This is a genomic window from Pseudomonas sp. GW821-FHT09H03, assembly GCF_059415945.1.
The window spans coordinates 165,956-192,126 of the sequence record NZ_JBWKOF010000013.1 but is presented as its reverse complement, the minus strand read 5'-3'; the positions used below and the strand labels follow the sequence as shown (position 1 = coordinate 192,126).

The following is a 26,171-nucleotide window of genomic DNA, read 5'->3' as shown; positions in this document are numbered from 1 at the left end:
GAACAGACGGGTACTCATGGCCACCCGCGGAAACGCTTCCTGCATTGCTGCCAGGCATTCCCAGTGCACACTGCAATACGTATTGCGGCAAGGCGAAGGCGCCGATGTGGATCTCCGGATTGTAGTAGCGGGTGACGATACCGCTGCCGATGAAGCGCTGCTGCAGGGTTTCACGGGACAGCTTGCGATAAGCGGTATCGGTCGCACCCCAGGCAAAGGTCATCGAGCCGCCAATGTAGGTCGGCACGGCCGCCTGGTAGAAGTGCCAGTCCGGGAACAGGCTGTGCAGGCGACCGGCGGTGGTTTTTACTTCCTCGATCTGCATGAACGGCGTGCCGTTCTGGGTCACCAGGATGCCGCCTTCGTTCAGGCAGCGATGGCAGGCCTGGTAAAAGTTTTCCGAGAACAGTACTTCGCCCGGGCCGATCGGGTCGGTGGAGTCGGAAATGATCACGTCGAATTTTTCAGTGGTGGTGGCGACGAAGCGCATGCCGTCGTCGATCACCAGGTTCAGGCGTGGATCATCGAACGCGCCATTGGAGTGGTTCGGCAAGAACTCCTTGCACATATCGACCACGGTGCCGTCGATCTCGACCATGGTGATGTGCTCGACGCCGCCGTGCTTGGCCACTTCACGCAACATGCCGCCGTCACCGCCACCGATGATCAGCACGCGCTTGGCTGCGCCATGGGCGAGGATTGGTACGTGGGTCAGCATCTCGTGGTAGATGAACTCATCGGCCTCGGTGGTCTGGATAACGCCGTCCAGCGCCATCACCCGGCCCATGCGCGGGTTTTCGAAAATCACCAGGTGCTGGTGTTCGGTGCGCACTTCGTGCAGCAGTTTTTCCATGCGAAAACGCTGGCCGTAGCCTTCGTAGAGGGTTTCCAGGTAGTCGCTGGCAGGGATGTTGCTCATGGGAAGTGCTCCGATGAATGCGGGAGGCAACGGACGGTTACCCGCCCATGATGGCCAGTCGATCGGATCGATTGGCCGGGAAAGGCGCGCATTCTACGTCGCCGGACATGACAGGTCGAACCTCAGTTGTCCGGCTTGCCACAATCCCCTGTAGGAGCGTGGCTTGCCCGCGATACAGGCGCCATGGTCTGTCAGGTACACCTGTGATCCCATCGCGGGCTTGCCACGCTCCCACAGGTTCAGTGTCGCTTGTCTAGACCCGCACATTCCCGCGCGGCCCGGCAATGGCCCAGATGATCAGCCCCAGCACCGGCAGCAGCGCGATCAACAGTACCCAGAGGACTTTGGCCCCGGTCCCGGCACTACTTTTGAACACGTTGATGATCGCCCAGATATCCAGGACGAAAATGATCAATGCAACCAGACTGTTGAACGTGGAACCCATGGTGTCGCCCCTAAGAGTGGAAATCCCTCTTAGGATAGACGGTCATCGCCAGGGTTCCGTTTTATTGCCAGCATTTTGCTTTCAGACGTGGATCGCCACTTTCAGGGCTTCCAGGGAGGGTGCTGCGGCGATACCGACCTGGGCACAGAGTTCCAGCACCCGTGGCACGTCGTCGCCGAAGACCAGCACCACCTGCAACTCGTCATCGAGCAGATGACTGAAGTTCATCAGCGTGTAACCGCCGTTTTCCTTGTTCAGGCTGCTCATCTGCACCTGAATGCGATTGAGAGCAGTCAGGGCTTCAGTCTTGGCCAGTTGCTTGGGCTTGAGATTGAAATCGACGCCCGGGCCGAACGAGGCAACGATCTGCGCGAACAGGTCCGTGTAGGTATCGGCCTGAAACAGCACGGTCTCCGGCAGGCTGCCGACCACGACCCATTCACCCAGCGGGATCGGGAAGCTGTCGTCGTAGTTGATGTCCGGGTTGGCGGCCAGAAATGCGTCGGCGTCGGCGTACGCCTGGGCGGCTTCGTCGGCGACCTTGAGAATTTCGTCATCGCCCATGCACCCGGAGCTGATTTTGCTGATGAGTTCGACGAGTGCGGCTTTCATGGGGCGAATCCTGTGGAGAGGTCATTTTGAGGGCGCGAAGGATAGCGCATTCGTGGGCTGTGTGCTGAGGCTGGCATGACCTGTGGCAAGCCCCCTCACCACAGGCACACCCTCTCCCGACAGGACTCTGCTTCAGCCAGCCAACTTCTCAAGCTGCGCCACGGTATCGACAGCGCCCATGGTCCTGGCCGCATCCAGGGCGGTAATGCCATTGGCATCCTTGGCCTGGGCATCGGCACCTTTGCTGATCAGGTAGTCGACCACTTCGACGCGGTTGAACATCGCCGCCATCATCAGCGCCGTGCGGCCGTCGAAAGACGAACCTTCTACCTGCGCCCCACCTTCGACCAAGGCCTTGATCACTGCCAGGTCGCCCTTGAAAGCGGCACCGGCGATCGGACTCTGGCCATTGTCGTTACGGATTTCCGGGTCGGCCTTGTGCTCGAGCAGGACTTTCACCGTTTCCACATGACCGTGATACGCGGCCAGCATCAGCAAAGTGTCGCCCTTGTGGTTGCGCAGGTTCGGCGGCAGCCCCTTGGTCAGCAGCGCTGCCATCATGGCCGCATCGCCCTCGCGCGCCTTGTTGAATACCTGTTCGGCAAATTCGGCAGCTTCCTCGGGGGTCATCTGGCGGCTTTTATCTGACATTGGACACTCCACGTTCTGTCATTCGCAAAGCCGACAGTTTCCCGAGTGGCCCGGGCACTGTCACTTGTTTTTTCTCTTGGGCGGTCATAGCCATGTTCAATATCGGTATTTGCCGCTGTGAATGTCCGCCAGCAACTGCCCGGTCACCTGAACGTAAGTATGAGTGCCCGGCAACCAGGCGTAGATCGGGTCATCGCCGGTCCTGTCCGGATCGAACGCCTCGTCCTTGAGCCGGGTTTTCTGGTACTTGAAGGTCCCGGTGGTGTCCATCTTCACTTTCACCCGCAGGAACAACGGCACGGCATAGGCCGGCATCTGTTGCCGGGCGAAGGCCAGCAGCTCACTGAAATCCAGGGTCGCCAGGGACTCGGCGGGCGTGATGGCGGCCATCCCGGCGCGGCCATTGGTGTTGCGAATTTCCACGCCATAGGCCACGGCCTCGCAAATATGCGGGTGCTGCAAGAGGATGTTCTCAACCTCGGTGGTCGAAACGTTCTCCCCCTTCCAGCGATAAGTGTCACCCAGGCGATCGACGAATTGCGCATGACCGAAGCCGATGTTGCGTAGCAGGTCGCCGGTATTGAAATAGCGGTCGCCCTTTTCGAACACATCGTGAAGCACGACCCTGGCGGTTTTCTCAGGGTCGGTGTAACCGTCCAGGGGGGCCTTTTCGTAGATTTTCGCCAGCAACAAGCCTTGCTCGCCCTTGGCAACCTTGCGCAGCAAACCCTTGGCGTCGCGAAGCGGCTCACCACTGTCATGGTCATACGCGACCAGTTCCCATGACATCAGGGAAAAGCCGATGGTGTTGTCGAAATTCAGAATGTTGGTAAAACCGATGTTGCCGTCACTGGCGGCGTACAACTCGCAGATATGATTCACCGCAAAACGGGTCTTGAACTCGTTCCAGGCGCCGGGACGCAGACCGTTGCCGACCATTTTCTTCACACCATGACGGCTGTCTTCGGCGCTGGGCGGTTGATCCACCAAATAACGACATAACTCGCCAACGTAACCGATGGTGGTTGCCCGATATTTGCGCACGTCGCCCCAGAACCGGCTGGCGCTGAACTTGCGACGGATGGCGAACCCGGCCGCACCGCTGACGGCCGCCCCCCAGCAGACGCACAGGCCGGTGGCGTGATATAGCGGCAAGGGGCAATAGACGACATCGTCGGCGCGCATATCCAGGGCGATCATGCCAAAGCTTGCCGAGCTGCGCATCCAGCGGCCGTGCTTGAACACGCCGGCCTTGGGCAATCCGGTGGTACCGGAGGTGTAGATATAGAAGCAGGGGTCGTCGAAGAAGATCTGCTGGCTGCTGAGCGGATTGTCGCTGGATTGGTCAATGCTGGCGGACATCAGATTGACGAAGCCGTCCGGAGCAATGCCTGGCTGGTGGGAGGTGTCCTGATCGGCGACAAACCAGGTGCGCGACGACTCGATCGATACGCGCTCGCGCACCGCGAGAAACGCCGGGGCCAACTCCTCTCCGACGACGATCGCCACCGGCGCCACCAGGTTGAGGCTGTGTACCAGGGTGTCACGGGTTTGCGAGGTGTTGAGCAACGCACTGATCGCGCCGACCTTGGCCACAGCCAGGATAGTCACCAACAGCTCCGGGCGGTTTTCGATGAATACCGCCACCACGTCGCCCTTGGCGATGCCTTGGCTGATCAAGTGATGGGCGATGCGATTGGCCCATTGATTGACCTCGCCATAGCTGAGTATCACATCGTCCTGCAACAGCGCCGGCCCCTCGGGGTTACGCAAAACGGCCTGCTCGAAACTCCAGCCCAACCCACAGGGTTGGGCGGGATCCTTGACGTTGGCGACCTTCATGCCCCTCACCACTCGGGGAATGGCTTTGGCGATGGCTGGCAGCTTGCGCAGCATCATGCCCCAGGTGATGGTGTCGTGCGACGTGCGACTCATGTTGCTCCCGTTGGTCTTCTTATTGTCGGGCGGCGATGACTTGCCTCGAAAATACGTCAACGGTTCTTGAGCTGTACACGCGGTTTTTGAAATGTTTTGTATCCGCAGCAGCTACCTGTCGATTGGTAAACCCTGCCTGGCGAAAGGTTCCATCAAAACGCCGAACGCCCCCGCAAAATGCAGGATGCACGATGGCCATTCATGCAGATTGCACGAAATCAAAAAACTTCTCTATTTGTAAGTATCTGATTTTATTAGCATTTTTATAGGAGTCGATACTGGCACAATCACTGCAACCCTCTGTGCATGCTTGCCATTCAAGTACTCACGGAGCTGATAGACATGAGCCTGATTCAAGAAAAATTTTCGTCCTTGTTCTCCAACTTCAAAGTCACCACCCAGGCTCGACCTGACGGCGGGATTCTGCTGACGCTCAGTGCCGAAGGCAGGACCTTCAAACGCTCGATTTCCTACCAGCAATTGCACAATGGTGACCAACTGACGTGGGTCATCGGCGCAATTCGCCGCGACCTTGCCGAACAGGCCAGCGAGTTGCCGCAAATCTCCATGCTGCAAAGCCAGCAACGGTTTGCCCTGCCGACTTATCACTCGCTGTAAACCCGGAATCTGTCGCATGCCCTCTGTGGGAGCGAACCTTTGTGGCGAGGGGGCCTTTGTGGGAGCGGGCCTTTGTGGCGAGGGGGCTTGCCCCCGTTGGGCCGCGAAGCGGCCCCAGAAAATGGGACTGCTGCGCAGTCCAACGGGGGCAGGCCCCCTCGCCACAAAGGTTCGCTCCTACAGGGGGGATTAGATCGCCGCAGGATCGATCCGGGCAAAGCTGTCCACGGTTACATGCCCCGCCAGCTCACCGCCCTCGCGGGCCAGGCCGCAGGTGGTCATGCCTGCCAAACGCGCCGCATCCAGCTCTTCGACGATATCCGACAGGAACAGAATCTGCCCCGCTTCGACCTTGATCGCCTGGATAATGTTGGCGTAGGACTGTGCCTCGCGCTTGGGCCCGGAAGTGGTGTCGAAATAGCCGCTGAACAGCGGCGTCAGATCGCCCGCCTCCGAGCAACCGAAAATCAGGCGCTGGGCCTGGATCGAGCCCGAGGAATACACGAACAGTTGATAGCCGTCCTGGTGCCAGCGCTTGAGCGCATCGACTGCATCCGGGTACACATGCCCTTTCAACTGCCCGGCCTGATAACCCTGCTCCCAGACCATACCTTGCAACGCCTTGAGTGGCGTGGCCTTACGGTCTTGGGCAATCCAGCCCAGCAGAATCGCGATCACCCGCTCGACGTCGGCGTCCGGTTCATTGCTATCGCGGCGCACGGCCGCCAATTGCTCGGCCACGTCCGCGCGCTCGGCGTTCTGGCGGATGAAGTCCGGCAGGTGGCTGGCGGCATAGGGGAACAACACGTCGAAGACAAAACTCACCGCGCTGGTGGTGCCCTCAATGTCGGTGAGAATCGCTTTGATCGGCATCGGTTCAGTCCTCAAGACGCGGGAAACGCCCGGCGATGTCTTCGCCGGTGAAGTTGGCGACCCAGCCGTCCGGGTTGTTGAACAGCCGGATCGCGATGAAATGCGGGTGCTCGCCCATGTCGAACCAGTGTTTGGTCCCGGCCGGGACCGAGATCAGATCATTCTTCTCGCAGAGAACCGCGTAAACGTAATCTTCGATGTGCAGGGTGAACAAGCCACGGCCGGCGACGAAAAACCGGACTTCATCTTCACCGTGGCGGTGCTCTTCAAGGAACTTCGCGCGCAATTCGGCTTTTTGCGGGTGATCGCTGTTGAGGCTGATCACGTCGACCGTGATGTAGCCGCGCTCGGTCATCAGCTTGTCGATCTGCTCTTGATAAGCTGCGATCACTTCTTCCTGAGTGGCCCCCGGCTGAAGTTTCGTCGCCGCTTGCCAGCGGTCGAAGCGCACGCCCTGCTCGGCCAGGGTCGAGGCGATGTCTTCGTAATGGGTCAGCACCTTGTTGGGTATTTCAGGGCTCGAAACGTGATAAACGGACAGGCTGCTCATCAGGGCAACTCCTTAACGGTTTGAGAGCGAGCGGGTTTTCAGCTCGCACTCGAACAAAAATTCAAAGGCCTCGATCTGCCGCAGCGCATCACTCATGCGCGCGCCCCAGGTGTACAGGCCGTGGCCGCGGATCAGATAGCCGACGCAATCGGGATGGGCTTCTAGCCAAGGCTGCACCTTGGCGGCGAGGCGCGCAATGTCCTGATCGTTGTCAAAAATCGGTACCCGCACCGTCGATTCGTGGGTCGACACGCCGCTAAACGCTTTTTGCAACTCGTAGTCTTCGAACTCGATGAAATCTTGCGGCGTCAGGCGCGACAACACCGTGGCGTTGACCGAGTGGGTGTGCAGCACTGCGCCGATCTCCGGGCGCCAGCTGTACAACTGGGTGTGCAACAGGGTTTCGGCGGACGGTTTTTTGCCCGGCTCCAGGCTGTTGCCCGAAAGGTCGGTGGCCAGCACATCGTCCTTGCCGAGCTGGCCCTTGTGCTTGCCGGACACGGTCAGCAAGGCTTCGGTCGGCGACAAACGGGTGGAATAGTTGCTACTGGTGGCCGGCGACCAGCCGCGACCATACAGAAAACGCCCGGCGTCGATGATTTCCTGGGCGAGGTGTTCACGGGTAAGGCTCATGGCCTGTCCTCTTGCATACATGTGGCAATGATAACGGCAGCCGCGACAGCTGCGAGACTGGCAATACTAAAGGTCAATGCGGCCCCGAGGGCGTTCCAGCTGTAGCCGGAATATAACGCGCCCAACGCACCGCCTGTGCCGGCCAAGGCGGCATACAACGCCTGGCCCTGGCCTTGCTGGCGCGCACCGAAGCTACGTTGCACGAAGGCAATGGCAGCGGCGTGAAAGCTGCCAAATGTCGCCGCGTGCAGGATCTGGGCACACAACAGCACCCAAAGAAATTCTGCGAGCGAACCCAGCAATAGCCAACGTACCGCCGCCAGCGCAAAGCTGGCCATCAGCACCCGGCGCAGCGAGAAGCGCGCGAAGATCCGGCTCATGGCCAGAAACATCAGGACTTCGGCGACCACGCCAACCGCCCAGAGCATGCCGATCACGCCCCTGCTGTAACCCAGGCGCTCGAGGTGCAAGGTCAAAAACGTGTAATACGGCCCGTGACTCATCTGCATCAATGCCACGCAGCCGTAGAACGCCAGCACGCCGGGGTTGCGCAGCTGCTTGAGAAATCCTTCGCCGGCCACCCGGTTGCCCGGTGCGGGCTGGGCGTTCGGCACCCACAGGCTGCTCAGCACAATGCCGGCCATGATCAACACCAGCGCCGCCGGGTAAATGTCCAGGCTCAGCCATTCGAACAGGCGGCCCAGGGCAACCACGGTGATGATGAAGCCGATCGAACCCCACAGGCGAATCTGGCTGTAGCGGGAGGTCTGGCCTTGCAGATGTGCCAGGGTGATGACTTCGAATTGCGGCAACACGGCGTGCCAGAAGAACGCATGCAAAGCCATGACCATCGCCAGCCAGGCATAGCTCTTGCTGACGAAAATCAGCGAGAAGGTCAGCAAGGTGCACACTGCGCCAAAGCGCACGATGGCCAACCGCCGACCGGTGTAGTCGCCCAGCCAGCCCCAGATGTTCGGCGCCACGCAGCGCATCAGCATCGGGATCGCCACCAACTCGCCGATGCGCGCGGCGGAAAATCCCAGGTGATCGAAATACAACGCCAGAAACGGCGCCGTAGAACCGAGCAAGGCGAAATAGAACAAATAGAAACTGGAGAGCCGCCAGTACGGCAGCGCCGCCGCAGCCATCAGGCTGCAGCAGCTGAGAGGTCAGCCATTAAAGCTGACCCAGCACCGGCGTGCTCACGCGCACATCGGCGTTCTGCCCGCGGTGGCGCAGCAGGTGGTCCATCAGCACAATCGCCATCATCGCTTCGGCGATCGGCGTGGCGCGGATGCCGACGCATGGGTCGTGACGGCCCTTGGTGATCACTTCCACCGGGTTGCCGTGAATGTCGATGGAACGGCCCGGCGTGGTGATGCTCGACGTTGGTTTCAGCGCCAGATGCGCCACGATCGGCTGACCGGAAGAAATGCCACCGAGGATGCCGCCGGCGTTGTTGCTGAGGAAACCTTCGGGCGTCATTTCATCGCGATGCTCGGTGCCGCGCTGGGCGACGCTGGCGAAACCGGCGCCGATTTCCACACCCTTGACCGCGTTGATGCTCATCAGGGCATGGGCCAGCTCGGCATCCAGACGATCGAAAATCGGCTCGCCCAGGCCAGGCATCACGCCTTCGGCGACCACAGTGATCTTCGCACCGACCGAATCCTGGTCACGGCGCAGCTGGTCCATATAGGCTTCCAGCTCTGGCACCTTGTCCGGATCGGGGCTGAAGAAGGCGTTCTCTTCGACCGAATCCCAGGTCTTGAACGGGATTTCAATCGGGCCGAGCTGGCTCATGTAGCCACGAATGACAATGCCCTGGCTGGCCAGATACTTCTTCGCAATTGCGCCAGCAGCCACACGCATGGCGGTTTCACGGGCCGAGCTGCGGCCACCGCCGCGATAATCGCGCTCGCCGTATTTATGGTGATAGGTGTAGTCGGCATGGGCCGGACGGAACAGATCCTTGATCGCCGAATAGTCCTTGGACTTCTGGTCGGTATTGCGGATCAACAGGCCGATGGCGCAGCCGGTGGTGCGACCTTCGAACACGCCGGAAAGGATTTCAACTTCGTCGGCTTCCTGGCGCTGGGTGGTGTGGCGGCTGGTGCCGGGCTTGCGCCGGTCGAGGTCGCGCTGCAGATCCTCCAGGGATATCTCCAGCCCCGGCGGGCAGCCATCGACAATGGCGACCAACGCCGGACCATGGCTTTCGCCAGCGGTGGTGACAGTGAATAGCTTGCCGTAGGTATTGCCGGACATGCAGGACGCTCCGTGAAATGAACCTGAATACGTAATGCGCGCCAGTATACGCAGGCTACCCAAGTAGTTCATCCTCGAACCTTATGGGTGCCTGTGAGTCCAACGGGCATCTTTGTGAATGATGGCCTGATGATGCTGCGAGTTTTAGCCTTGAGCCTTACCCTTATCAGCGGCTTCGCCCAGGCAACTGTCCTGCAGCGACCGATCACCCTCAACACCGGCACCGGCGAGCTTTTCGGCTCGTTGTTGCTGCCCAAATCCGACAAGCCTGTGCCGGTTGTCCTGATCATTTCCGGCTCCGGCCCGACCGATCGCGACGGCAACAACCCCGACGGCGGGCGCAACGACAGCCTCAAGCGCCTGGCCTGGGTGCTGGCCAAACACAACATCGCCAGCGTGCGCTATGACAAACGCGGTGTCGCGGCGAGCCTGGCAGCGACGCCGGACGAACGCAACCTGAGCGTGGAAGCCTATGTGGCCGACGCCCAGGCCTGGGGCCACAAGCTCAAGGCTGATCCGCGATTCGACAAACTGATTGTGCTCGGCCACAGCGAGGGCGCCTTGATCGCCAGTCTCGCGGCACCCGATATCGATGCTGGCGCAGTGATTTCCATGTCTGGCAGTGCCCGGCCGGTCGCTGAGGTATTGCGCCAGCAACTGAGCAATCGCCTGCCACCGCCGCTGATGCTGCGCAGCAACGAATTGCTCGACAGCCTCAAGGCCGGCAAAACCGACGACAACGTGCCGCCGCAATTGCAGGTGATTTTCCGCCCGAGCGTACAGCCGTACCTGATTTCACTGTTTCGTCAGGATCCGGCCGCAGCGTTCGCCAACCTGAAAATGCCCGCCCTGATCATTCAGGGCAGCAATGACATTCAAGTCGGAGTGAATGACGCCCGCCTGCTCAAGGCCGCGAAACCGGACGCCGAACTGGCGCTGATCGAAGGCATGAACCATGTATTGCGAATTGTGCCCAATGACGTAAAGCGCCAGTTGGCCTCTTATAAAGATCCACAATTGCCCCTCGCAGCGGAACTGGGCGCGCGAATCATCGGGTTTATTGACGGACTTCGCACCAGTTAAGCCCGGCAACCCTCCAGTACTGAAAAAAACGGCCGATAAGCCTTTGTCGCCAGCGCACTGGCTGGCGACAAGCAGAGCTTGGACAGGATCTCGCCGTTATGACCGATACCCAGACTTCACCCGACACCAGCGCTGTACAAGACGCACCGACAGCGGTCGAGCTGCCCTGGGCGGACGTCCACGTCGAGCACCACAAGATGCTCCGCCTGGCACCGTTGCAGACCGACCGCAACACCGGTGGACGCCCCTTGCGTTTTGTCGAATTTGGCTATGCCGAACGCAATGACAAGCAGCACAGCCTGATGCGCATGAACATCACGCTGCCCGGCCAGCGCGTGCGCAAGGAACAGAATCATCTCGATGTGTGGGTCGATCACAGCGAAAAAACCGTGCATTTCGGTCCTGACAGCGGGCTGCAGGTCGAGCCACTGAACCGGGGTATCGGACGTTTCCTGACCGCCCAGGGCATCAACTGGGCGAAGAAGCGCTGGCCCGGCTATACCTTCGACGGTGCCGACCTGAACAACAAGGACGCACTGAACGAAGACACGCGCTTGCGCCGCGATCACTTTTTGCAAGCCCATGGTTTCGAGGTGGCCTACGCCGATGCCCAGCATTTGAAGGGCAGCGTCAAAGCCGTGCAGGTCGGTGACCTGACAGGTGACTGGAACACGGAGAAACTGCAGGTCGTGGAAACTCTCGAGGCGGCGCAGATGCTCCAGCAGGCCGAGCAGAATCTGGCCGAGCAGGAAGTCAAACTCAAGAAACACGAAGAGAAAGTCAGCAAGTACAAGCGTGAAGACGCCGGGCTGCGCTTCACCATCACTTGCCTGGTGGCGTTTGCGGTGTTTCAGGCGGGGTTGCTGATCTGGATTGCCACGCACTGATGGTCTTTTTTAGGAGCGAGCCTGCTCGCGATGGACGTTAACGATTACGCGTGTTATCTGGATAAACGCGGTGGTCTTGCGTCCATCGCGAGCAGGCTCGCTCCTACAGGGGTCAGACGCGCGAAGCGAACAGCGCCTGATGATTTCGACACTGCTCGGCGGTCAGCATGAACACCCCATGCCCGCCTCGCTCGAAGTCCAGCCAGGCGAAGTCGACTTGCGGGTACAACGCCTCGACATGAACCTGGCTATTGCCCACTTCAACGATCAGCAAGCCCTTCTCGGTCAGGTGATCGGCAGCTTCGGCGAGCATGCGCCGCACCAGGTTCAAGCCGTCATCACCGCAGGCCAGGCCCAGTTCCGGTTCGTGCTGGTATTCGTCCGGCATGTCGGCGAAATCTTCCGCATCGACATAAGGCGGGTTCGACACGATCAGATCGAAACGCTGGCCGGGCAAGCCATCGAAACCATCGCCTTGTACCGTAAACACCCGTTCATCGACGCCATGACGCTCGATGTTCTGGTTGGCGACCTCCAGCGCTTCGAAAGACAGGTCCGCCAATACTACCTCTGCGTTCTGGAACTCGTAGGCGCAGGCGATGCCGATGCAACCGGAGCCGGTGCAAAGGTCGAGAATCCGCGCCGGCTCGGCACCCAGCCAGGGTTCGAAACGTTTTTCGATCAGTTCGCCAATCGGCGATCGCGGGATCAGCACACGCTCGTCGACAATGAACGACATGCCACAGAACCAGGCTTCGCCCAGCAGGTAAGCTGTAGGTACCCGCTCTTCGATGCGGCGCTTGAGAAGAAGCTGCAGGTGTACCAGTTCATCTTCTTCAAGGGTACAGTCGAGATAACTGTCGGCGATTTCCCACGGCAAGTGCAACGCACCCAACACCAGTTGACGGGCTTCGTCCCAGGCATTGTCGGTGCCATGGCCAAAAAACAGATCCTCCCCATGAAAGCGGCTGACGGCCCAACGGATATGGTCACGCAGGGTACGAAGGCGGGAAGTGATCACAACGGCAAGCTCCAGAAAAATCGACTGGCAATTCTACCAGTCAAACGTCGTCACGACGACGCAGGAAAAGCTTTGGGATGAATGTAGGAACTATCCGATTATTCTGCCGGCTATTGAACAATGCGTAACAATTGACAAGGCTACCTGGCAGAAACCGCATCATCTACGTTCGTAGCGATTCACAGAATCGTTCAGCCAGAGGACAATGCCTCAAAAGCCCCACTCCAAGGAGCCCCAGAATGTCCGTTCCAAAAACGATGTTTCAACTCAGCGGCCGCGGTTATGCAGCAGCCAACCTGAGCCAAGCGACGCTGGTCATCATCGATGCCCAGAAGGAATACCTCACCGGGCCACTGGCCCTGACCGGCATGGACGCTGCCGTCGCGAACATCAAACAGTTACTCGCTGCTGCCCGCGCCGCCGGCCGGCCGATCGTGCACATTCGCCACCTTGGCACGCTGGGCGGGATGTTCAACCCACAGGGCGTAGGCGGTGAGTTCATTGCGGGTGTGGAGCCGCAGGGTGACGAAACCGTCATCGGCAAATTGCTGCCCAGCGCATTCCACGGCACCGAACTGGCAAAACTCCTGGAGGACCTGGGCGCACTGGACTTGATCGTCTGCGGCTTCATGAGCCACTCCAGCGTCAGCACCACAGTACGCGCGGCCAAGAACCTGGGCTTCCGTTGCACCCTGGTGGAGGACGCCTGCGCCACGCGCGATCTGCCTTACAAGGGCGGCGTCCTGAGTGCCGAACACGTTCACCAGACCGAAATGGCGATCATGGCAGACAACTTCGCCACCCTGGCCACAACCTGTGAGTTGGTCTGATTTGCATCTTGATGAGCGGCCAATATCGCCGCTCATCCGCTAAAGCCTCTCGTTTGCTGTAATTGTCTTAGCCTCAGGAACATCCCGGTCAACTTCCGGTCGAAGGGCCGATACCCATTGAGGAAGGTCGGAATGAAGTTATCCGATGGTTTTGACGCTCGCCGCTTGCGGCCCAAAGGCCAAAGCAACTGGCGTTTTCGAATCGGCGCGGCATTCGCGGCGCTGCTGGCGACCTGTGGTGTGCTGCTCGCCATGGCCGGCGCCGCCAGCCTGTTCGGTCACGTCCCGGCGCTAGGCGAACTGAATACCAGCCGCGCAGGCGCTGGGGTCATTCTGGCGCTGGGCCTGTTCGTGCTGTACATCGGCGTATGGCTGTGGCGCCGCTGCCGCCGTCGCTCGCGCCAGTCGCGGGCACTGGCCATGTCTCCGCACCTGATGAAAAAACACGACTGAAGCAAACGACACAACCAATGGCGTGCAAACGCCACGCAGTTTGTTGCGCCCCAATTGTCTCGACTTGGGTAAACTGGCCGCCCTTCGCGGAGGCTGACATGCAAGACGACGATTTTTCCTTATTCAAAAGCGCGATCCAGGGCGTCAAGCCCATCAAGCACGATCGCGCCGAAACCGGCAAACCCAAGGCTGACCGCGCGCAGATCGCCAAGCTGCGCCAGGCCGCCACTGTGCGCACAGATGCCACAACCGTTGACGGCTTGTCCGATCAGTTCGTCATCGACGTCGGCCCCGAAGACGAATTGATGTGGGCACGCGATGGCGTTCAGGAAAGCCAGATGCGCAAGCTCAAGATCGGTCAGATTCCGTTCGAAGGCAGCCTCGACCTGCACGGCATGACGGTGGAGAAGGCCCGGGAAACCCTCTGGGCGTTCCTGGCTGAAGCAACCAAATTCGAAATCCGTTGCGTGCGCGTCACCCACGGCAAGGCGGTGCGCCTGGACGGTAAACGGCCGATGATCAAGAGCCACGTCAATACCTGGTTGCGCCAGCATCCGCAGGTACTTGGCTTCACTTCGTGCCAGGCCAGACATGGCGGCGCCGGAGCGGTTTATGTGATGCTCAAACGCACCATGATGGAAGGACGCGACGAGTAAAGCTGATGCGCCGCGCTTGCAGCGCCGTGTCCACCACCGTACCCTTGCCCTTTGCGAAAAAATCCCACAGGTAGTTTCATGTCCCTGGAACAGAATTACACCGCTATTTTTGGTGGTTCTGCTAGAGCAGGATGGGGTAATAAAACTGGGCTTTTCGTACACTCAAATACCCAGTTTGCCCTCCTGCAACCCCTACGGTGGTACGAAAATTGGTACGCCAAACCTACTCTGTGGTTTTCGCTTGCATTCAAGTATATCTAAGGATTGAAACGATTGAGCGGTGAATTCAAGGAGCAGGTCTTCTCAAGGGCATCAGAGTCCGGCGGACGTCTACGTGTCAGAAGCGCCCTCAATCCAATCCTATGGCTATGCGGCATTGTTAGCATTCCAACATTGGCTGCCGGGGCATTCCATCCGATACCTGCATGGGTAGCAGTGGTCGGCTGCTCCCCAGTTGCTGTTGCTCTATTTGGCTTTGTATTTCTTCTGTTTGTTGATCGTGACAAATTACAGTCTGAAGACTTCCAACTCAAAAAACGGACGATGGAGCTTGCTCAACAGAAGGGGGAATTCACTCCTACTGCGATAGAAAGCCACCAAGTACCGAAAAATTCGAAAACCAAAGCAATACTACGCGCTCCTGAAAGCAATAAAGCCTTACTTAATGAAAAAAGCAAAGAGAGAAGCAAACAATGATACGAGCCTATCTCTTCATTTACAGCAATTTAACCGGGACTAGGGAAGAACTAAAAGATTTCTTCGACAACTCACCATCAGTTATTACATGGCGATTTGATATCGAAAATTCTTTTTATTTGATATCAGAAAAATCTGCTCAAGAGCTCTACGATGAATTCGTCGCATCACGAGGATCCAAAGGTCGTTTTATGTTTGTTGAATACAATGACAATAGCCAAGGACAAATGCTAGAGACAACTTGGTATTTCTTGGAAAACAAAAAAGCCAAACCAGGAGAAGATGCATCCTGAACGAGAATTGGCTGACGTAATGCATGCGGAGTCAACCTGACAGCTTCTATCACTCGAGATAATGATTGGGTATTTTTTCCAGGTGCAAATTCATTAGTTATCGCGTTTAAAGAATGCGAAGGCTCTTGAGCCGGCTTTGGGCCAAAAACCCAGAGTAAAGATATGTTTTCCTGGCTTCGACGAAACTGGAAGAAGCATAGTGAATAGCCTTTGAACCCACTACGCTGCATCAGGGATGCGCTTGGAACTCGCTAGCATTGACTTTCGCAATAGGTTGATCCGGAAAAGCCTTGCGAACCAAATGCACTTAGGAAAACCAAGTAAGCTGCTCAGAGACTCAACCACTTGCCACTATGCATCGTGACTTACTGATACAGATACCATGAGCGATCTTGAACAGCACATTGGGCCTACTCGCGCGTCATAGATATGATGATAGTGAGCCGCTAACACACGGTCGCGAATAACGTCGATGTCAGCGGCAACTCCAATCCTCTTAAGACTTGCTTGAGGCACCCTTCTTCGGCTTCGGTGGAGGGCCAACCAAGACTTTGCTCAGCGCTGATCCTCGAGGCTTGGCTTTTGTGACTGCTAAACCTGGTGTTTTTGAAGGTTTCCCAGCAAGAGGTTTTCCATTTTTTTTCGCAGTTCCCGTAATGGACATGGAAAGTCCTGTTCCGCTGCCGATGCGCTTGAAATAAGCGACATTTGTTTCATGCACTTTCTCCATCGTCACCCAGCCGGCTGAAGTCCCCAATGAATCTGCCCTGAATTCGTTGTCTTCGAGGACGCGCAGCATTTGGGGATAGCGCTTCTTATGGAAGTCCCAAGCGGCCAGAAACTTAATCCTTACCTGAGGCGAAGGGTGCGAGCGCATTTGCTCATGCACATGTTGAAGAAATTTGATCTGACCGTAGACGTCAGGAGCAATATCGCCGACTGGGAGATCGAACACAGTGGGAAATTGGCCGAAAGCATGTTTATTGAGCATCTCAAGTTGTCGATTGAGGTAAACGAAGGAAAAATCGGCATTAAACTGATCAAGCCGGAAGAACTGGTTGTACTTGGCGCACTCCCTATCCATAAATAGCCCCAGAGACGGGATGTCCTTCTCTGCAAGATAAGCTGTAATCAGAGCGCTACCAAAAAAGCACTCGACGTGCTTCAGTTCGTAATGAAAAAAGTCTCCGGCGACCAAAGCAGCCCTAAAGTAGATGTCCTGACCGATCAGTCGGTAATGTAGGTCCTCTGCGAACTCCGTCAAATACCATACTAAATATCGCCTTTCTTCGTCGTTGGCAGGCGACTTGACATTGTAAACCAACACAGTATCTGAAAAAACGATCGTCTTAAAACTGTTGTGCCTGTGGACATTCAGCGAATCGAGAATTGAATAGACTCGCGCCACCTTTCTTGGGTCTTTGCGTACCATTTCGGTAAAACCCAGGATATCGATATAGAGGAGGAATCGGTCAGTCATCCACTGTTCCTTATGCTGTGGAGTGGAAAGAAGAGCGGCTTGATCAGGATTTCAGCTTATCGCAGCCTTCAATCTAACACCTACTGGTCAAGTCGGACGCAAATGATGTTCAGCCAACTGGGTAGACTCGATGACGACAGAAGGGCTAATTCACCTAGAAAGTATCACTCGACTCAATTGGGTTGATCAGAATTATTTTGTCCCAACGACGATTAAGAAGTGGAAAGGTTTGGAACCACCTTCACAATCAACACGAAAATTTTGTCAGTCCGAAGGCGTCGTCCATTTCGGCTTGAAGACTCGCTTGCCGAAGGCTTGCCGAAAGTGAGATACAACTCTACCGTCAATATTTACTGTCTCGGTCTCTACTACTGGAGACTGATCCGCGAATGCAGCGACCAGTTCTTCTTGACCAGGAGTGGACGAAATGACTGCTTCATACGCGAACCTGCAGACCTGAGCATTGATTGCCTCGACCGAACCTTGGTCTGTTAAATCGGAATGCAAGAGACCTTTACGACTGAAAACCTCTTGAGAGTCTTTCGACCCCATGATCAACAATTTTGGGCTCACTGGAAAAATGAAAAGGATTTCGCCTTGCTCTACATCCACCGTGTAGGGACGCTGACTGGAAAATGGAAGGGAAGGATCAAACCAAATCACGGGATTGTCACTGGTGAGGAATGGCAGGGACGTATTGTTGTGTAAGACCACCAATCCGATCGCGTTATACAGAGGAACCATTCCCCGCAACATGTGGGCCATTGCATGAATACTGCGGTGTGGATCAATGGCGACCTCCACAACTTCGAGTACTTCCTTTGCTCCTGGGAACTCCGGTAGTTTGCCTGACGCATGCAGCATGTTTAGCGCCATTTTTACCGCCTGTGCGTCCAATGCCTCAGCCATATCGCGCGCCGCGGGCACACGCACTCTCTGAAGGGACATAAAGTCGAAAACATTCTCGAGACGGTCATTCACACTCTCGCGTCGATGAAGCGTGGCGACGATCTCTGGCCAGGCGGCCTCAATAGTGGAAAACAAATCCTCCAGCGTGCTGTTGTCCTGCCCACCTTCCGGAGTCGGCTGGGAGTAATAGTAACGTCTGACCTGGGTTGCACCGGGCACGAGCGGCAACGCCTTGTATGGCTCGTCTTTGCGATATACAAGCAACTTACCCCGGTCATTGCAAAATGCTTTTAGGTACGATTCTGGAACGTAATGATGCCGTTTTTTCTGAGGAGTTGCCTTCGATGCTTCCATTCTGAATTCCCTGCGCCTCACGTTTTATTTTAGTTGCTCGCGCCTCAAAGTGATGCACAAATGCGCGCCAAGTTACTGTAATGTACCCTGCCTTACGCTATTGATGATCGAACTCGAATTATCTCACCGAGCAATGCGTCTAAATTCGCCTTGAAATCAACCTGATTTTCAGTAGGAAGATCCTCAACCTGACGCATCGGCAGATGAAGATGCGAATCCGCGATATGTCGCAAAGTAACTTGCAGCGGAGTGATCATCCCCTTAAAAGATTTCCCGCCCGAGTAGTTACTTACTACTTCAGCAAAGGTTTTGTGCCCGAAAACCGGTGGAATATGGTCCGTGATGGTACGAAGCAGCATTGCCGTCGCCATATGGCATCCACGTGCATGAACCTCATTCAGCTCCTCCAGCAACCGATTAAGTTTCCGGAGATCCAACCCACCGGCTGGCAATGCTTTCAGTGAAGCTATCCGCGACAAATGAACATAGGTCGGAGGAGGTGACTCTGGCGGAACCTGATGATTGTCGTCTGAGCATTTCTGTTCTTTTTCTGAGAGTTCAACTGCCAGGTCACATGCGACTCGACCTATTGTATTTAGCGCACCATGCGCAGCTACGTTGCTTCCCCGGCCTTGGCTGATAGAGCTAAGTGTTGCAAGGGTGAATACGGCTTGCTGAAACTCAAGCGTGCGGCGTGGACCTAAGTCATCACGGATGGACGAATTAAGCTTGTCTCCGTCTTTACACGCTACTCCAACAGAAAGGATAGGAGCGAACGCAGCTCCCGGACGCCCAGTTTCAAAAGCATTTAACGCCGCCTCCGCATCTGCAACCATATGATTTAATTCGGTATAAAACGAGCTTTTCAAGAACTGCCCTCAATCATAAAAATTCGAGCGCACCTCCGACCTTTTCCCGGCAATAGTAAACAACTGCTAGACGTGGGCTGCGATACGCGACGGAAGGAATTAAACATTGTTTCCGCAAGGGGCGATAGATCTGCTTCCCAAGCTGATAACGAGGGTTCGATTCCCTTCACCCGCTCCACTATTTTCAAGGCTTCCAGCCTTCCCCGCGTCAACTAGGTGTCTGTTAAGGTGTCTGCTTCTGTTTTTCGCAGACTCCGTATGAACTGAACAGACACCTGCACCTAGACACTCCGCATTCTGAATTAGCCCCGCATCCTCCAGGCCGATCACTGCGTCACCACCTGCACTCCTTCCCATTTCTGTACCACCGCGAATCCTCCAGATTCAATTTGAGGCTCTAGAATCGTTTCCCTCCGCGTGCTTTACTGTACAAATAAACAGTATGTTGAGGAATGCGTAATGGTGGGGAAAATTATCGACCTGCAGCAGATCAGAGCGCTGAAGGAAGCTGGAATCGAATGGGGATTCAACCCATTCGGAAATGACCTACCGCTGTCCTTCTCGGCCGATCATTGCGCCACTGCCCGCGCCATGCTGGATTGGTCATTGGAGGCACTCGCATTCCGGTCCGGAGTTTCAGTCAAAGCAATCAGGAAACTTGAAGAAGGTCGAGGGGCATTGCGACCGGTCACGATGCAAGCCTTGTCGTTCGCATTCGAAGCGGAGGCTCTGATTTTTTTTCCTGGACAGGAGCCCATGCGTGGTAATAACTGCCGCGGTGGAACCAGGGACCCCAGGACACGAGACGATTTCCACCTGGTTGAGTAACTACCTTTATGCGGATCTATGCGGCATTCGATAGGGATTCGAACCCCTTCTGATGTACTTGCAAACCGCTGAAGGCCAGAATCTACGGGGCTTTCGCTCTTTCCTCATGGCGTCTTACGGTCTATGGCGGCCCTGAATTTGCCCTAATTTTGCCCTAAACCTCTTCACCGCTGCCGCTGCTATGCTTGGGGTTTCTCGAAAGGAGTCGAACCATGCCAGCTGATTATTCGCTAACGGATGTACTCACTAGGATTTACGACAACCAACTTGCGCTGGAGGCAGCAGTGATGGAGTTGACCCTCTGGGTGGAGCAGCGAGGTTCAGCAGACATTGGAGGAAATGTTCGCAGCGCGCTGGATGCGATTGGTGAAAACGCAGGCCATATCAAGCAGGGCCTGGCTCGACTTAAAGGTATGGATCTTGGCTAGGCGTCAAATCCGAGGGGACCTCATGGTCTCCTCTGGTAGGCCTAACGATAGTCAATTTAATTCCACCAAGATAACCATAGCCTCCGATCCCCCCTGATAATAGAGGCGCTTCCGGATAAAATGCCGTTACCAATCCTTCCTGCACTCACCCAGTGGGGACACGTGTGGAGTAATATTGAGGAATTCAAACAGAATGGAATGTCACGATATTTTGACATGGATCGAATCATTGCTGAGTAAGGAGCTGATAAGTGCTTTCATCGGCGCAATTATCGGGGGGCTTTTCACTATGTGGGCCACAACCCGAGCACATAAGTTGGCAGATCTGGCCCAGCACGAGGCTCACCTTACGCTACTCTATGACACTACTCGACTGATCGAGGTAGAGATTTCCACAGCTATTACTGTCTTCATGGAGGAGTACGGCAATGAACTGCTTCAGCTTCCAGAGGACGAACCGTGCGTCGATGTATTTCCCATCGGAGCCAATCCGTTCCCAATCTACGATTCTTCTCCGGCTTGCTTAAGCCGTCTACAACCTGAACTGTCAGGGTTGCTTGTCCGACTCTACATGAGGGCAAAGGGACTCATCACTATGGTGGAGCTAAATAATGCAGACAGCGAGCGAGCCCGCGAGCTAGCTGAAGCGAGACTACATGAACAATTATCCAGGCTCACAAACAATGAAGACCTCGAAGCTGGGAACCGCCTGAGAGAACTATACGTTCTGGACTTTCATCACAGTGCGGAGATTATGGGGATGGGAATGACGGCCAATGGAATGAAAGGTTTAATCCAAGAAATACAGACGCTGCTGCAACAAGCCAAAACTCTGATCGATCAGCTCCCAAAGCCAAAAAACCGAAAATAAAGTAGAGACGTGACTAACTCTCCACCCTTGACAGCTCCCTGAAAGAAGATCTCCGATCAGCTTCCCAAGCTGATAACGAGGGTTCGATTCCCTTCACCCGCTTCACTTTTGCAAAACCTCTAGCCTACTCAGCATCAATTAGACTACGAAGGTAATAAAATCAAAACTAAACCTCATTGAACACCCCACAGTTATTACAGCGAATAACAAAATTGCTGACTGCATCTCTCCTCACACCTACAATCAAATCCGACGCACACTTTCCACAAGTTAAAGCAAGACCTACCTCAACACCGCTAAATAAAACCGTTCCGTTACCAGTACGATGATACACAGTGCGTGTATTAGGGTCAGGCTCAGGAATTACTTTTAACGCAATGCGCTGCGTAATTTCCGGAGCCGTAATTTGCTTTACCTTTGGCCCGTGACACTCCTTAAAAAGCAAACCTGATTCACAAGGGCACGGTTCTTCTGGGTCTATTTTTGCCATGACTACTCCCTAAAAACGGTGATCGGCAAGCCCGGGTCTATATACTGACCTAAATCCGGAACATTCAATTTCATTTTCGCCAACATAATCAACAAGTAGGTAAAAAATCGACCAAACGCCCTATCTCGATCATCCTCCTTAACGATCCTAAGCACCTTCTCATCATCCGACTCCGAGTTACCGGCCCTCTTTTTCCATGTTTGAATGATATTTACAAATTCATCAGTGTCTAAAAGAAGATGCTTCTCCCCTTTTGACAAATTCACAAACTCATACCTTAAAACACCCTCACCTAGCACGCAGACAAGATTACAAAAACAATTCACGTTATTGATAGATTTATTTTGAGCCACCCAATTATCACTAAGCGAATCCAATGAATTCCCGGCCAACTGAAACCCAAACACGATACCAAAAGGCCTCGAAGCACGCTGTATAGTTGCATACTCTCGCGTCGAAATTATACCCAACTCTCTAGGAGCCAACATTTTAAAAGATTCGATTTTTTTGGCAGCATCATGAAACTCAGTTTTAGAAAGTGACGACTTCACTTCTATTATTCCATAGACACCTTCAACGGGCAGAATAGATGTCTTTCCAGCATACAAAATTGGACAATTAACAGCATCATAAATAATAATATCTATTGCATGAGAGCGCTGACCACCTTTAGTTATTACTTCACCCTTAGTAACACCATACCTCTTAGGTAGGTGTTCCCTTAAAAACTCGACAATAAACTCCTCTCTATTTTCACCCTTATCACCACTATGCTTGATAAATCCGGATTCTTTAAATTTAGCAAGCATCGTCGTCTCTACAGATGCAAAAAGCTCATTCAAATCCATATCTATGGTCACCCTAAAAATTTCAACTCTTGAAAAACATGCGTAATCGAGCCCCTTGCTGCACTCTCATCAAAACAGGCCCCCAAGCACTACGGGTTCCCAATTCATTATCAACAACTCACTGCTGGACTCGGCTTTTCCATGTCGTTGATTGGTATTGCTGTAGCAGATGTCTAGGGTCTCCATGTGAAACCGGCCAAACACTCGCCGAATGTCCGGGTGATCGTTGATGCTGATCATTACCTTGCCTTTGCAACGCCTCATGAAGTCGGCCATTCGTTCATAGTTTTCAAACGGAAAGTCTACCCCATAGCCGGCGGTCTGCCAGTACGGAGGGTCCATGTAGTGGAAGGTATGCGCACGGTCATAACGCTCAGCGCACTCCAGCCAGGGTAGGTTTTCGACGTAAGTACCGGACAGCCGCTGCCAGGCGGCCGAGAGATTTTCCTCGATCCGTAGCAGGTTGATGGCCGGGCCGGTGGTTGCGGTACCGAAGGTCTGCCCGGTGACCTTGCCGGCAAAGGCATGGTGCTGCAGGTAGAAAAATCGAGCGGCGCGCTGGATGTCGGTGAGGGTTTCGGGGCGGGTCATCTTCTGCCACTCGAACACCTGGCGCGAGCTGAGCGCCCATTTGAATTGGCGCACAAATTCTTCAAGGTGGTTCTGCACGACGCGATAGAGCGTCACCAAGTCGCCATTAATGTCGTTGAGGACTTCAACGGGTGCAGCCTGGGGCCGCATGAAGTACAACGCGGCACCGCCGGCAAAGACTTCAACGTAGCATTCGTGGGGCGGAAAAAGCGGGATGAGGCGGTCGGCCAGGCGGCGTTTGCCGCCCATCCAAGGGATGATGGGTGTGGACATAAATAGCAAGACCTTTACTGTATGGATAAACAGGTGCTAGGCTCGCCGCGCTTCGTGCACGGAGTAAGAGCCTTGGCTGGACTTGCAGGGACAATCTGCAGGGACGGCGGCCAGGCTGGGTGTTGACGCACCCAGTTCGGTCGCTCTTTTTTCTTGAGTTGAGGCTACGAAACCGGAACGGCCCAGCAGTTCGTCACCTTGATCTCGCCTAATCGTCACGCCTCAACTACTGTATATAAAACCAGTCTTGTAAGGTGTGACCGTGGACCCGTACGAAACCGAAGACACCTCAGACTGGCTCGGCTGCCCGACTCCGCTCGAAACCTGCCAGCATCAACTCCGGATGTATGAGAACGAATTTGAGGAACTGACTCTGCAGCTGCGCCAAGCGCGGGAGAAAATCTTCAAGCTGGTCGAGATGCACGCCGGAGCTGCCAATGAACGCGATACGCTTCGCTCTCAATTGGCCACCGCCAATGCTGAAACGGCAGATGCGAACAGGCTCGCGACTGAGATCGAGACGCGTAGCAACTGGCAGCTGATGGCCAAGGACAAGCACATCAGCGAGCTCACCGCGAAGTTGCGCACCTACACCTGAAATGCTCAGCCCCCTGGGTTACCTGGCGACAGGTAAATCCAACATCAGTGCCCGTACATAGGCCTGACAGGCCGCAAGGGCAATCAGTCCTCGGTCGCCGTCATCGGTGACGCCGATAATTCGTTGAGCATGCGCCGGCTCAAGTTGGGCTCTTGTGGGACCATGAACCACGCCGCCGGCGCCGGAGGTGGCAGGCACTGCACAGCCTCCGGCTGAACTCGCATCGAGGAGGACTGACAGCCGCAGATCAGCAGTGGCAAGGCGATCGCGCAGGCGAGCCTGTTTCGTTTGAGCATCGCTCAGTTCCTTGTAATGGGTTTGCTCGCTGGCCGACACCCGCTGCTCAAGGGCCAGACGCCTACCTTGCTCGACACGCTGTTGCGCAGACGCGGCCAAGGTTACTTGGCTCAAGGTGTCGGTGTGCAGCCGAGACTGTTCGGCGAGTTGCTTGCCGTAGCGCCAAGCCTGAACCTGCCAAGCTGAAGCGGCAGATCCACCCGCAACCGCGACCAGCAGGCCGCCGACAGCCAACACTCGGTACGGAGCTGGGATCAGGTCGATGAGACGCATAACACCGCCCTCGCCCGCTCCCACAGTTGCAGTCGATCCGCCAGGCCATTGAGACCGCCATTGATCTTACGGGTGATTGCCTCGAACTCGCCTCGATCGGCGAGCGCGTTCAATTCACGTACCCACCAGAACCACGCGGCGGACTCGGCGGCCCATTGCGGCAGTTCGAGCAGCTCAGGGGTACGCAACAGGCGCTCGTCACCGAACAGCGCCAGGCTGCAGCGCAGATAGTTGCCATGGCCGGTTATCTGAATCAGGCCGCGACCGCGATAGCGTTGGCCATCCCCATCCGCTTCAGGAGTATTACCCAGCCTAACGGCCAGATTGCCGGTGTCGTACTTGCTCAGGTACTGATCGCTGCCCAGTTCACGCACGTACTGCAGTTGACCGGATTCGTGCCCGACCTGCGCGAGGAACGCGGCTTGGCGTTTCGGCGTGTTGATTTGCCGATGAACCATGGCGGCATTTAGCGCGAATACAAAAACGCCCGCTTGGCGGCGGGCGTTGGGCATGATGCGCTGGAGTTGTTGTTCAGTTAACGGCATTCGCTTGCTCCTTTTTCAGTGACGGAGGACGTTGTTATTGATTCAGCTGCACGACCTTCAGGTTTTGAGGTTGTTTCTTCTTACCTTTGGCTTTGGCTTTGCCCTGCTTGCCGCCGTTGCACTCCACCGTGGTCGACCAACCGGACTGGGTGTAAACCTGCTCGACTGAATCGGTCAGGTATTCACCGTCGAGACCATCCTTGAAGCCTTGGGCGTTGATCGATCGTTCGGCGAAAATGTCCGTGCGCCCGGGCATCTCCAGACGCACGCCGGCGCCGGAGCGATTGAACGCGGCCAAGCGAGCTTTGGCCGCCGCCTCGGCAGCGGTTTTGTTTGGGTAGATATGTCGATCGGTGTGCACCGCCGGCAGGCCATCGGGCACGTCGGCGTTGTCCAGGGAAACCACCACCAGCTTTCCGTTTTTCTTGTCCTGATGTTTGGTCGCCACGGCCTTGTGCGCATTGCGATCGCCCAGACGAAACTGCCAACGGCTGACATCGCGGCGCGTCAGGGTGATGCCTCCGAAGGTCTTGCCGCTGGCACTCTGGCCACCTTGGCGGGGCATCACCAGCAACTTGCCCTCGGCCACCTTGGCGGTGCAGTCGTACTGCTTGGCCAGGCGCGTGAGAAAGTTAAAGTCGGACTCATTGAGCTGATCCGCCCGGACCACCTTGGTCGACACCGAACACCCCGGCTGCCAGCCGTTGCGTGCAGCAATGTCGGTCACGATGCTCGACAGCGGTACATTTTCCCAACTGCCACTGCGAATGGTTTTGCCGGTGCCGCGCATGTCACTGGCCTTGCCCTTGATAACCAGCGTGTCCGGCGGTCCCGAGATTTCTATCTCGTCGACCACGTAACGCCCCAAGCGGGCCAGCGAGGTTTCGGCGTAGCCAAGATAGACCTCGATGGCACTGCCGCGTGAGGGCAACGTCACCTGGCCATCGCGATCATCGATGCGCAACTCGAACTCATCGGAGTCCATCCCGGGCTTGTCCACCGTGCGCAGCTGGATCAGCCGATCATTGATCAAGGACGTGATGTCGGCGCCATTGGCGACGATGCGAAACTTGGGCGTCATGGATTTTTCCAAA

General features: G+C 56.0%; 30 protein-coding genes and 3 pseudogenes. 12 read left to right on the top strand and 21 right to left on the bottom strand.

Translation table 11 applies throughout. The features are described from left to right. From AC07OG_RS19700 to AC07OG_RS19675, 6 genes and pseudogenes are all read right to left on the bottom strand, one after another. Positions 1 to 75: pseudogene (locus AC07OG_RS19700) on the bottom strand (hypothetical protein); the annotation flags it as partial. After that, a pseudogene (gene speE, locus AC07OG_RS19695) lies at positions 71 to 919 on the bottom strand (polyamine aminopropyltransferase); the annotation flags it as partial. The pseudogenes AC07OG_RS19700 and speE, both read right to left, overlap by 5 nt. Before the next feature lie 253 nt (positions 920 to 1,172). Then, positions 1,173 to 1,364, bottom strand: coding sequence for a PLDc N-terminal domain-containing protein (locus tag AC07OG_RS19690; RefSeq protein ID WP_060541565.1), 192 nt, complete (start codon positions 1,362 to 1,364; stop codon positions 1,173 to 1,175). A gap of 81 nt (positions 1,365 to 1,445) precedes the next feature. Beyond that, positions 1,446 to 1,976, bottom strand: a complete 531-nt coding sequence (locus AC07OG_RS19685; RefSeq protein WP_495067852.1) for a hypothetical protein — start codon at positions 1,974 to 1,976, stop codon at positions 1,446 to 1,448. Between the two features lie 132 nt (positions 1,977 to 2,108). Next, a complete protein-coding gene (locus AC07OG_RS19680) occupies positions 2,109 to 2,627 on the bottom strand; it encodes an ankyrin repeat domain-containing protein (RefSeq protein WP_060541563.1) in 519 nt (172 codons plus the stop codon). A gap of 96 nt (positions 2,628 to 2,723) precedes the next feature. Continuing rightward, entirely contained in the window at positions 2,724 to 4,562 is a 1,839-nt protein-coding gene (locus AC07OG_RS19675) for a long-chain-acyl-CoA synthetase (protein ID WP_495067851.1), read from the bottom strand. Positions 4,563 to 4,904: 342 nt separating this feature from the next. Here AC07OG_RS19675 and AC07OG_RS19670 point away from each other — a divergent pair, with 342 nt between their 5' ends. Continuing rightward, the gene (locus tag AC07OG_RS19670; RefSeq protein ID WP_495067850.1) at positions 4,905 to 5,180 is read left to right on the top strand and encodes a DUF3509 domain-containing protein; all 276 of its coding nucleotides are present in this window, start codon (positions 4,905 to 4,907) and stop codon (positions 5,178 to 5,180) included. Between the two features lie 189 nt (positions 5,181 to 5,369). Here the strand turns inward: AC07OG_RS19670 and mtnC are convergent, their stop codons facing one another. Genes mtnC through aroC form a run of 5 tightly spaced genes read right to left on the bottom strand, consistent with a single transcriptional unit; the run spans position 5,370 to position 9,504 of the window. Beyond that, positions 5,370 to 6,053: an acireductone synthase gene (gene mtnC / locus AC07OG_RS19665; RefSeq protein ID WP_495067849.1), complete on the bottom strand. Its 684-nt coding sequence runs from the start codon at positions 6,051 to 6,053 to the stop codon at positions 5,370 to 5,372. A 4-nt stretch (positions 6,054 to 6,057) separates the two neighbouring features. Further along, positions 6,058 to 6,603 carry a 1,2-dihydroxy-3-keto-5-methylthiopentene dioxygenase gene (locus tag AC07OG_RS19660; protein ID WP_060541559.1) on the bottom strand — a complete coding sequence of 182 codons (546 nt, stop codon included), beginning with the start codon at positions 6,601 to 6,603 and terminating at the stop codon, positions 6,058 to 6,060. A gap of 12 nt (positions 6,604 to 6,615) precedes the next feature. After that, positions 6,616 to 7,236, bottom strand: a complete 621-nt coding sequence (locus AC07OG_RS19655; RefSeq protein ID WP_060541558.1) for a methylthioribulose 1-phosphate dehydratase — start codon at positions 7,234 to 7,236, stop codon at positions 6,616 to 6,618. Continuing rightward, the gene (locus AC07OG_RS19650) at positions 7,233 to 8,384 is read right to left on the bottom strand and encodes an MFS transporter (RefSeq protein ID WP_495067848.1); all 1,152 of its coding nucleotides are present in this window, start codon (positions 8,382 to 8,384) and stop codon (positions 7,233 to 7,235) included. The genes AC07OG_RS19655 and AC07OG_RS19650 overlap by 4 nt, the downstream gene beginning before the upstream one ends. 28 nt (positions 8,385 to 8,412) lie before the next feature. Then, positions 8,413 to 9,504: a chorismate synthase gene (gene aroC, locus AC07OG_RS19645; protein ID WP_095059105.1), complete on the bottom strand. Its 1,092-nt coding sequence runs from the start codon at positions 9,502 to 9,504 to the stop codon at positions 8,413 to 8,415. A gap of 83 nt (positions 9,505 to 9,587) precedes the next feature. On the opposite strand from aroC, the pseudogene AC07OG_RS19640 reads away from it, so the two are divergent. Together AC07OG_RS19640 and AC07OG_RS19635 are read left to right on the top strand one after the other, a co-directional pair. After that, positions 9,588 to 10,587: pseudogene (locus AC07OG_RS19640) on the top strand (alpha/beta hydrolase). 98 nt (positions 10,588 to 10,685) lie between these two features. Then, positions 10,686 to 11,474 carry a hypothetical protein gene (locus tag AC07OG_RS19635; RefSeq protein ID WP_495067847.1) on the top strand — a complete coding sequence of 263 codons (789 nt, stop codon included), beginning with the start codon at positions 10,686 to 10,688 and terminating at the stop codon, positions 11,472 to 11,474. 112 nt (positions 11,475 to 11,586) lie between these two features. Here the strand turns inward: AC07OG_RS19635 and prmB are convergent, their stop codons facing one another. Continuing rightward, positions 11,587 to 12,495: a 50S ribosomal protein L3 N(5)-glutamine methyltransferase gene (prmB, locus tag AC07OG_RS19630; protein ID WP_218425109.1), complete on the bottom strand. Its 909-nt coding sequence runs from the start codon at positions 12,493 to 12,495 to the stop codon at positions 11,587 to 11,589. 239 nt (positions 12,496 to 12,734) lie between these two features. Here prmB and AC07OG_RS19625 point away from each other — a divergent pair, with 239 nt between their 5' ends. The 5 genes from AC07OG_RS19625 to AC07OG_RS19605 all read left to right on the top strand — a co-directional run bounded on the left by AC07OG_RS19625 (position 12,735) and on the right by AC07OG_RS19605 (position 15,423). Next, positions 12,735 to 13,325, top strand: a complete 591-nt coding sequence (locus AC07OG_RS19625; protein WP_495067846.1) for a cysteine hydrolase family protein — start codon at positions 12,735 to 12,737, stop codon at positions 13,323 to 13,325. Positions 13,326 to 13,457: 132 nt separating this feature from the next. Continuing rightward, a complete protein-coding gene (locus AC07OG_RS19620) occupies positions 13,458 to 13,778 on the top strand; it encodes a hypothetical protein (RefSeq protein ID WP_060541551.1) in 321 nt (106 codons plus the stop codon). Between the two features lie 98 nt (positions 13,779 to 13,876). Continuing rightward, positions 13,877 to 14,434, top strand: coding sequence for a Smr/MutS family protein (locus AC07OG_RS19615; RefSeq protein WP_060541550.1), 558 nt, complete (start codon positions 13,877 to 13,879; stop codon positions 14,432 to 14,434). A 273-nt stretch (positions 14,435 to 14,707) separates the two neighbouring features. Next, on the top strand, positions 14,708 to 15,130 hold the full coding sequence (locus tag AC07OG_RS19610; protein ID WP_495067845.1) for a hypothetical protein: 423 nt from the start codon (positions 14,708 to 14,710) through the stop codon (positions 15,128 to 15,130). Continuing rightward, on the top strand, positions 15,127 to 15,423 hold the full coding sequence (locus AC07OG_RS19605; protein ID WP_495067844.1) for a hypothetical protein: 297 nt from the start codon (positions 15,127 to 15,129) through the stop codon (positions 15,421 to 15,423). Before AC07OG_RS19610 ends, AC07OG_RS19605 begins: the two co-directional genes overlap by 4 nt. A gap of 496 nt (positions 15,424 to 15,919) precedes the next feature. Here AC07OG_RS19605 and AC07OG_RS19600 read toward each other — a convergent pair whose 3' ends face one another. The 3 genes from AC07OG_RS19600 to AC07OG_RS19590 all read right to left on the bottom strand — a co-directional run bounded on the left by AC07OG_RS19600 (position 15,920) and on the right by AC07OG_RS19590 (position 19,035). Continuing rightward, positions 15,920 to 16,903: a hypothetical protein gene (locus AC07OG_RS19600; RefSeq protein WP_495067843.1), complete on the bottom strand. Its 984-nt coding sequence runs from the start codon at positions 16,901 to 16,903 to the stop codon at positions 15,920 to 15,922. 264 nt (positions 16,904 to 17,167) lie between these two features. Next, positions 17,168 to 18,166, bottom strand: coding sequence for a DUF4238 domain-containing protein (locus tag AC07OG_RS19595; RefSeq protein ID WP_495067842.1), 999 nt, complete (start codon positions 18,164 to 18,166; stop codon positions 17,168 to 17,170). 92 nt (positions 18,167 to 18,258) lie between these two features. Beyond that, entirely contained in the window at positions 18,259 to 19,035 is a 777-nt protein-coding gene (locus AC07OG_RS19590) for a hypothetical protein (RefSeq protein WP_495067841.1), read from the bottom strand. Between the two features lie 459 nt (positions 19,036 to 19,494). Between AC07OG_RS19590 and AC07OG_RS19585 the strand changes: the two genes are divergently transcribed. From AC07OG_RS19585 to AC07OG_RS19575, 3 genes are all read left to right on the top strand, one after another. Further along, on the top strand, positions 19,495 to 19,863 hold the full coding sequence (locus AC07OG_RS19585; protein WP_495067840.1) for a helix-turn-helix domain-containing protein: 369 nt from the start codon (positions 19,495 to 19,497) through the stop codon (positions 19,861 to 19,863). 212 nt (positions 19,864 to 20,075) lie between these two features. Then, complete coding sequence (locus tag AC07OG_RS19580; RefSeq protein WP_495067839.1) at positions 20,076 to 20,291, top strand: hypothetical protein; 216 nt, start codon at positions 20,076 to 20,078, stop codon at positions 20,289 to 20,291. 193 nt (positions 20,292 to 20,484) lie between these two features. Beyond that, positions 20,485 to 21,162, top strand: coding sequence for a hypothetical protein (locus tag AC07OG_RS19575; RefSeq protein WP_495067838.1), 678 nt, complete (start codon positions 20,485 to 20,487; stop codon positions 21,160 to 21,162). A 166-nt stretch (positions 21,163 to 21,328) separates the two neighbouring features. On the opposite strand, the gene AC07OG_RS19570 is transcribed toward AC07OG_RS19575, so the two are convergent. The 3 genes from AC07OG_RS19570 to AC07OG_RS19560 all read right to left on the bottom strand — a co-directional run bounded on the left by AC07OG_RS19570 (position 21,329) and on the right by AC07OG_RS19560 (position 23,364). After that, positions 21,329 to 21,652, bottom strand: coding sequence for an SEC-C domain-containing protein (locus AC07OG_RS19570; protein ID WP_495067837.1), 324 nt, complete (start codon positions 21,650 to 21,652; stop codon positions 21,329 to 21,331). Between the two features lie 2 nt (positions 21,653 to 21,654). Continuing rightward, positions 21,655 to 22,500, bottom strand: a complete 846-nt coding sequence (locus AC07OG_RS19565; RefSeq protein ID WP_495067836.1) for a DUF6602 domain-containing protein — start codon at positions 22,498 to 22,500, stop codon at positions 21,655 to 21,657. A gap of 69 nt (positions 22,501 to 22,569) precedes the next feature. Further along, positions 22,570 to 23,364: a DNA adenine methylase gene (locus AC07OG_RS19560; protein ID WP_495067835.1), complete on the bottom strand. Its 795-nt coding sequence runs from the start codon at positions 23,362 to 23,364 to the stop codon at positions 22,570 to 22,572. A gap of 262 nt (positions 23,365 to 23,626) precedes the next feature. Here AC07OG_RS19560 and AC07OG_RS19555 point away from each other — a divergent pair, with 262 nt between their 5' ends. Next, on the top strand, positions 23,627 to 23,962 hold the full coding sequence (locus tag AC07OG_RS19555; RefSeq protein WP_495067834.1) for a hypothetical protein: 336 nt from the start codon (positions 23,627 to 23,629) through the stop codon (positions 23,960 to 23,962). A gap of 18 nt (positions 23,963 to 23,980) precedes the next feature. Here the strand turns inward: AC07OG_RS19555 and AC07OG_RS19550 are convergent, their stop codons facing one another. From AC07OG_RS19550 to AC07OG_RS19540, 3 genes are read right to left on the bottom strand one after another with little or no spacing between them, the layout of a single operon-like run. Beyond that, positions 23,981 to 24,532, bottom strand: coding sequence for a lysis system spanin subunit (locus AC07OG_RS19550; protein ID WP_495067833.1), 552 nt, complete (start codon positions 24,530 to 24,532; stop codon positions 23,981 to 23,983). Then, positions 24,514 to 25,077 (bottom strand): glycoside hydrolase family 19 protein, encoded by a 564-nt coding sequence (locus AC07OG_RS19545; protein ID WP_495067832.1) that lies wholly within the window; start codon positions 25,075 to 25,077, stop codon positions 24,514 to 24,516. Before AC07OG_RS19545 ends, AC07OG_RS19550 begins: the two co-directional genes overlap by 19 nt. 34 nt (positions 25,078 to 25,111) lie before the next feature. Then, positions 25,112 to 26,158, bottom strand: a complete 1,047-nt coding sequence (locus AC07OG_RS19540) for a phage late control D family protein (protein WP_495067831.1) — start codon at positions 26,156 to 26,158, stop codon at positions 25,112 to 25,114. Positions 26,159 to 26,171: the final 13 nt, after the last annotated feature.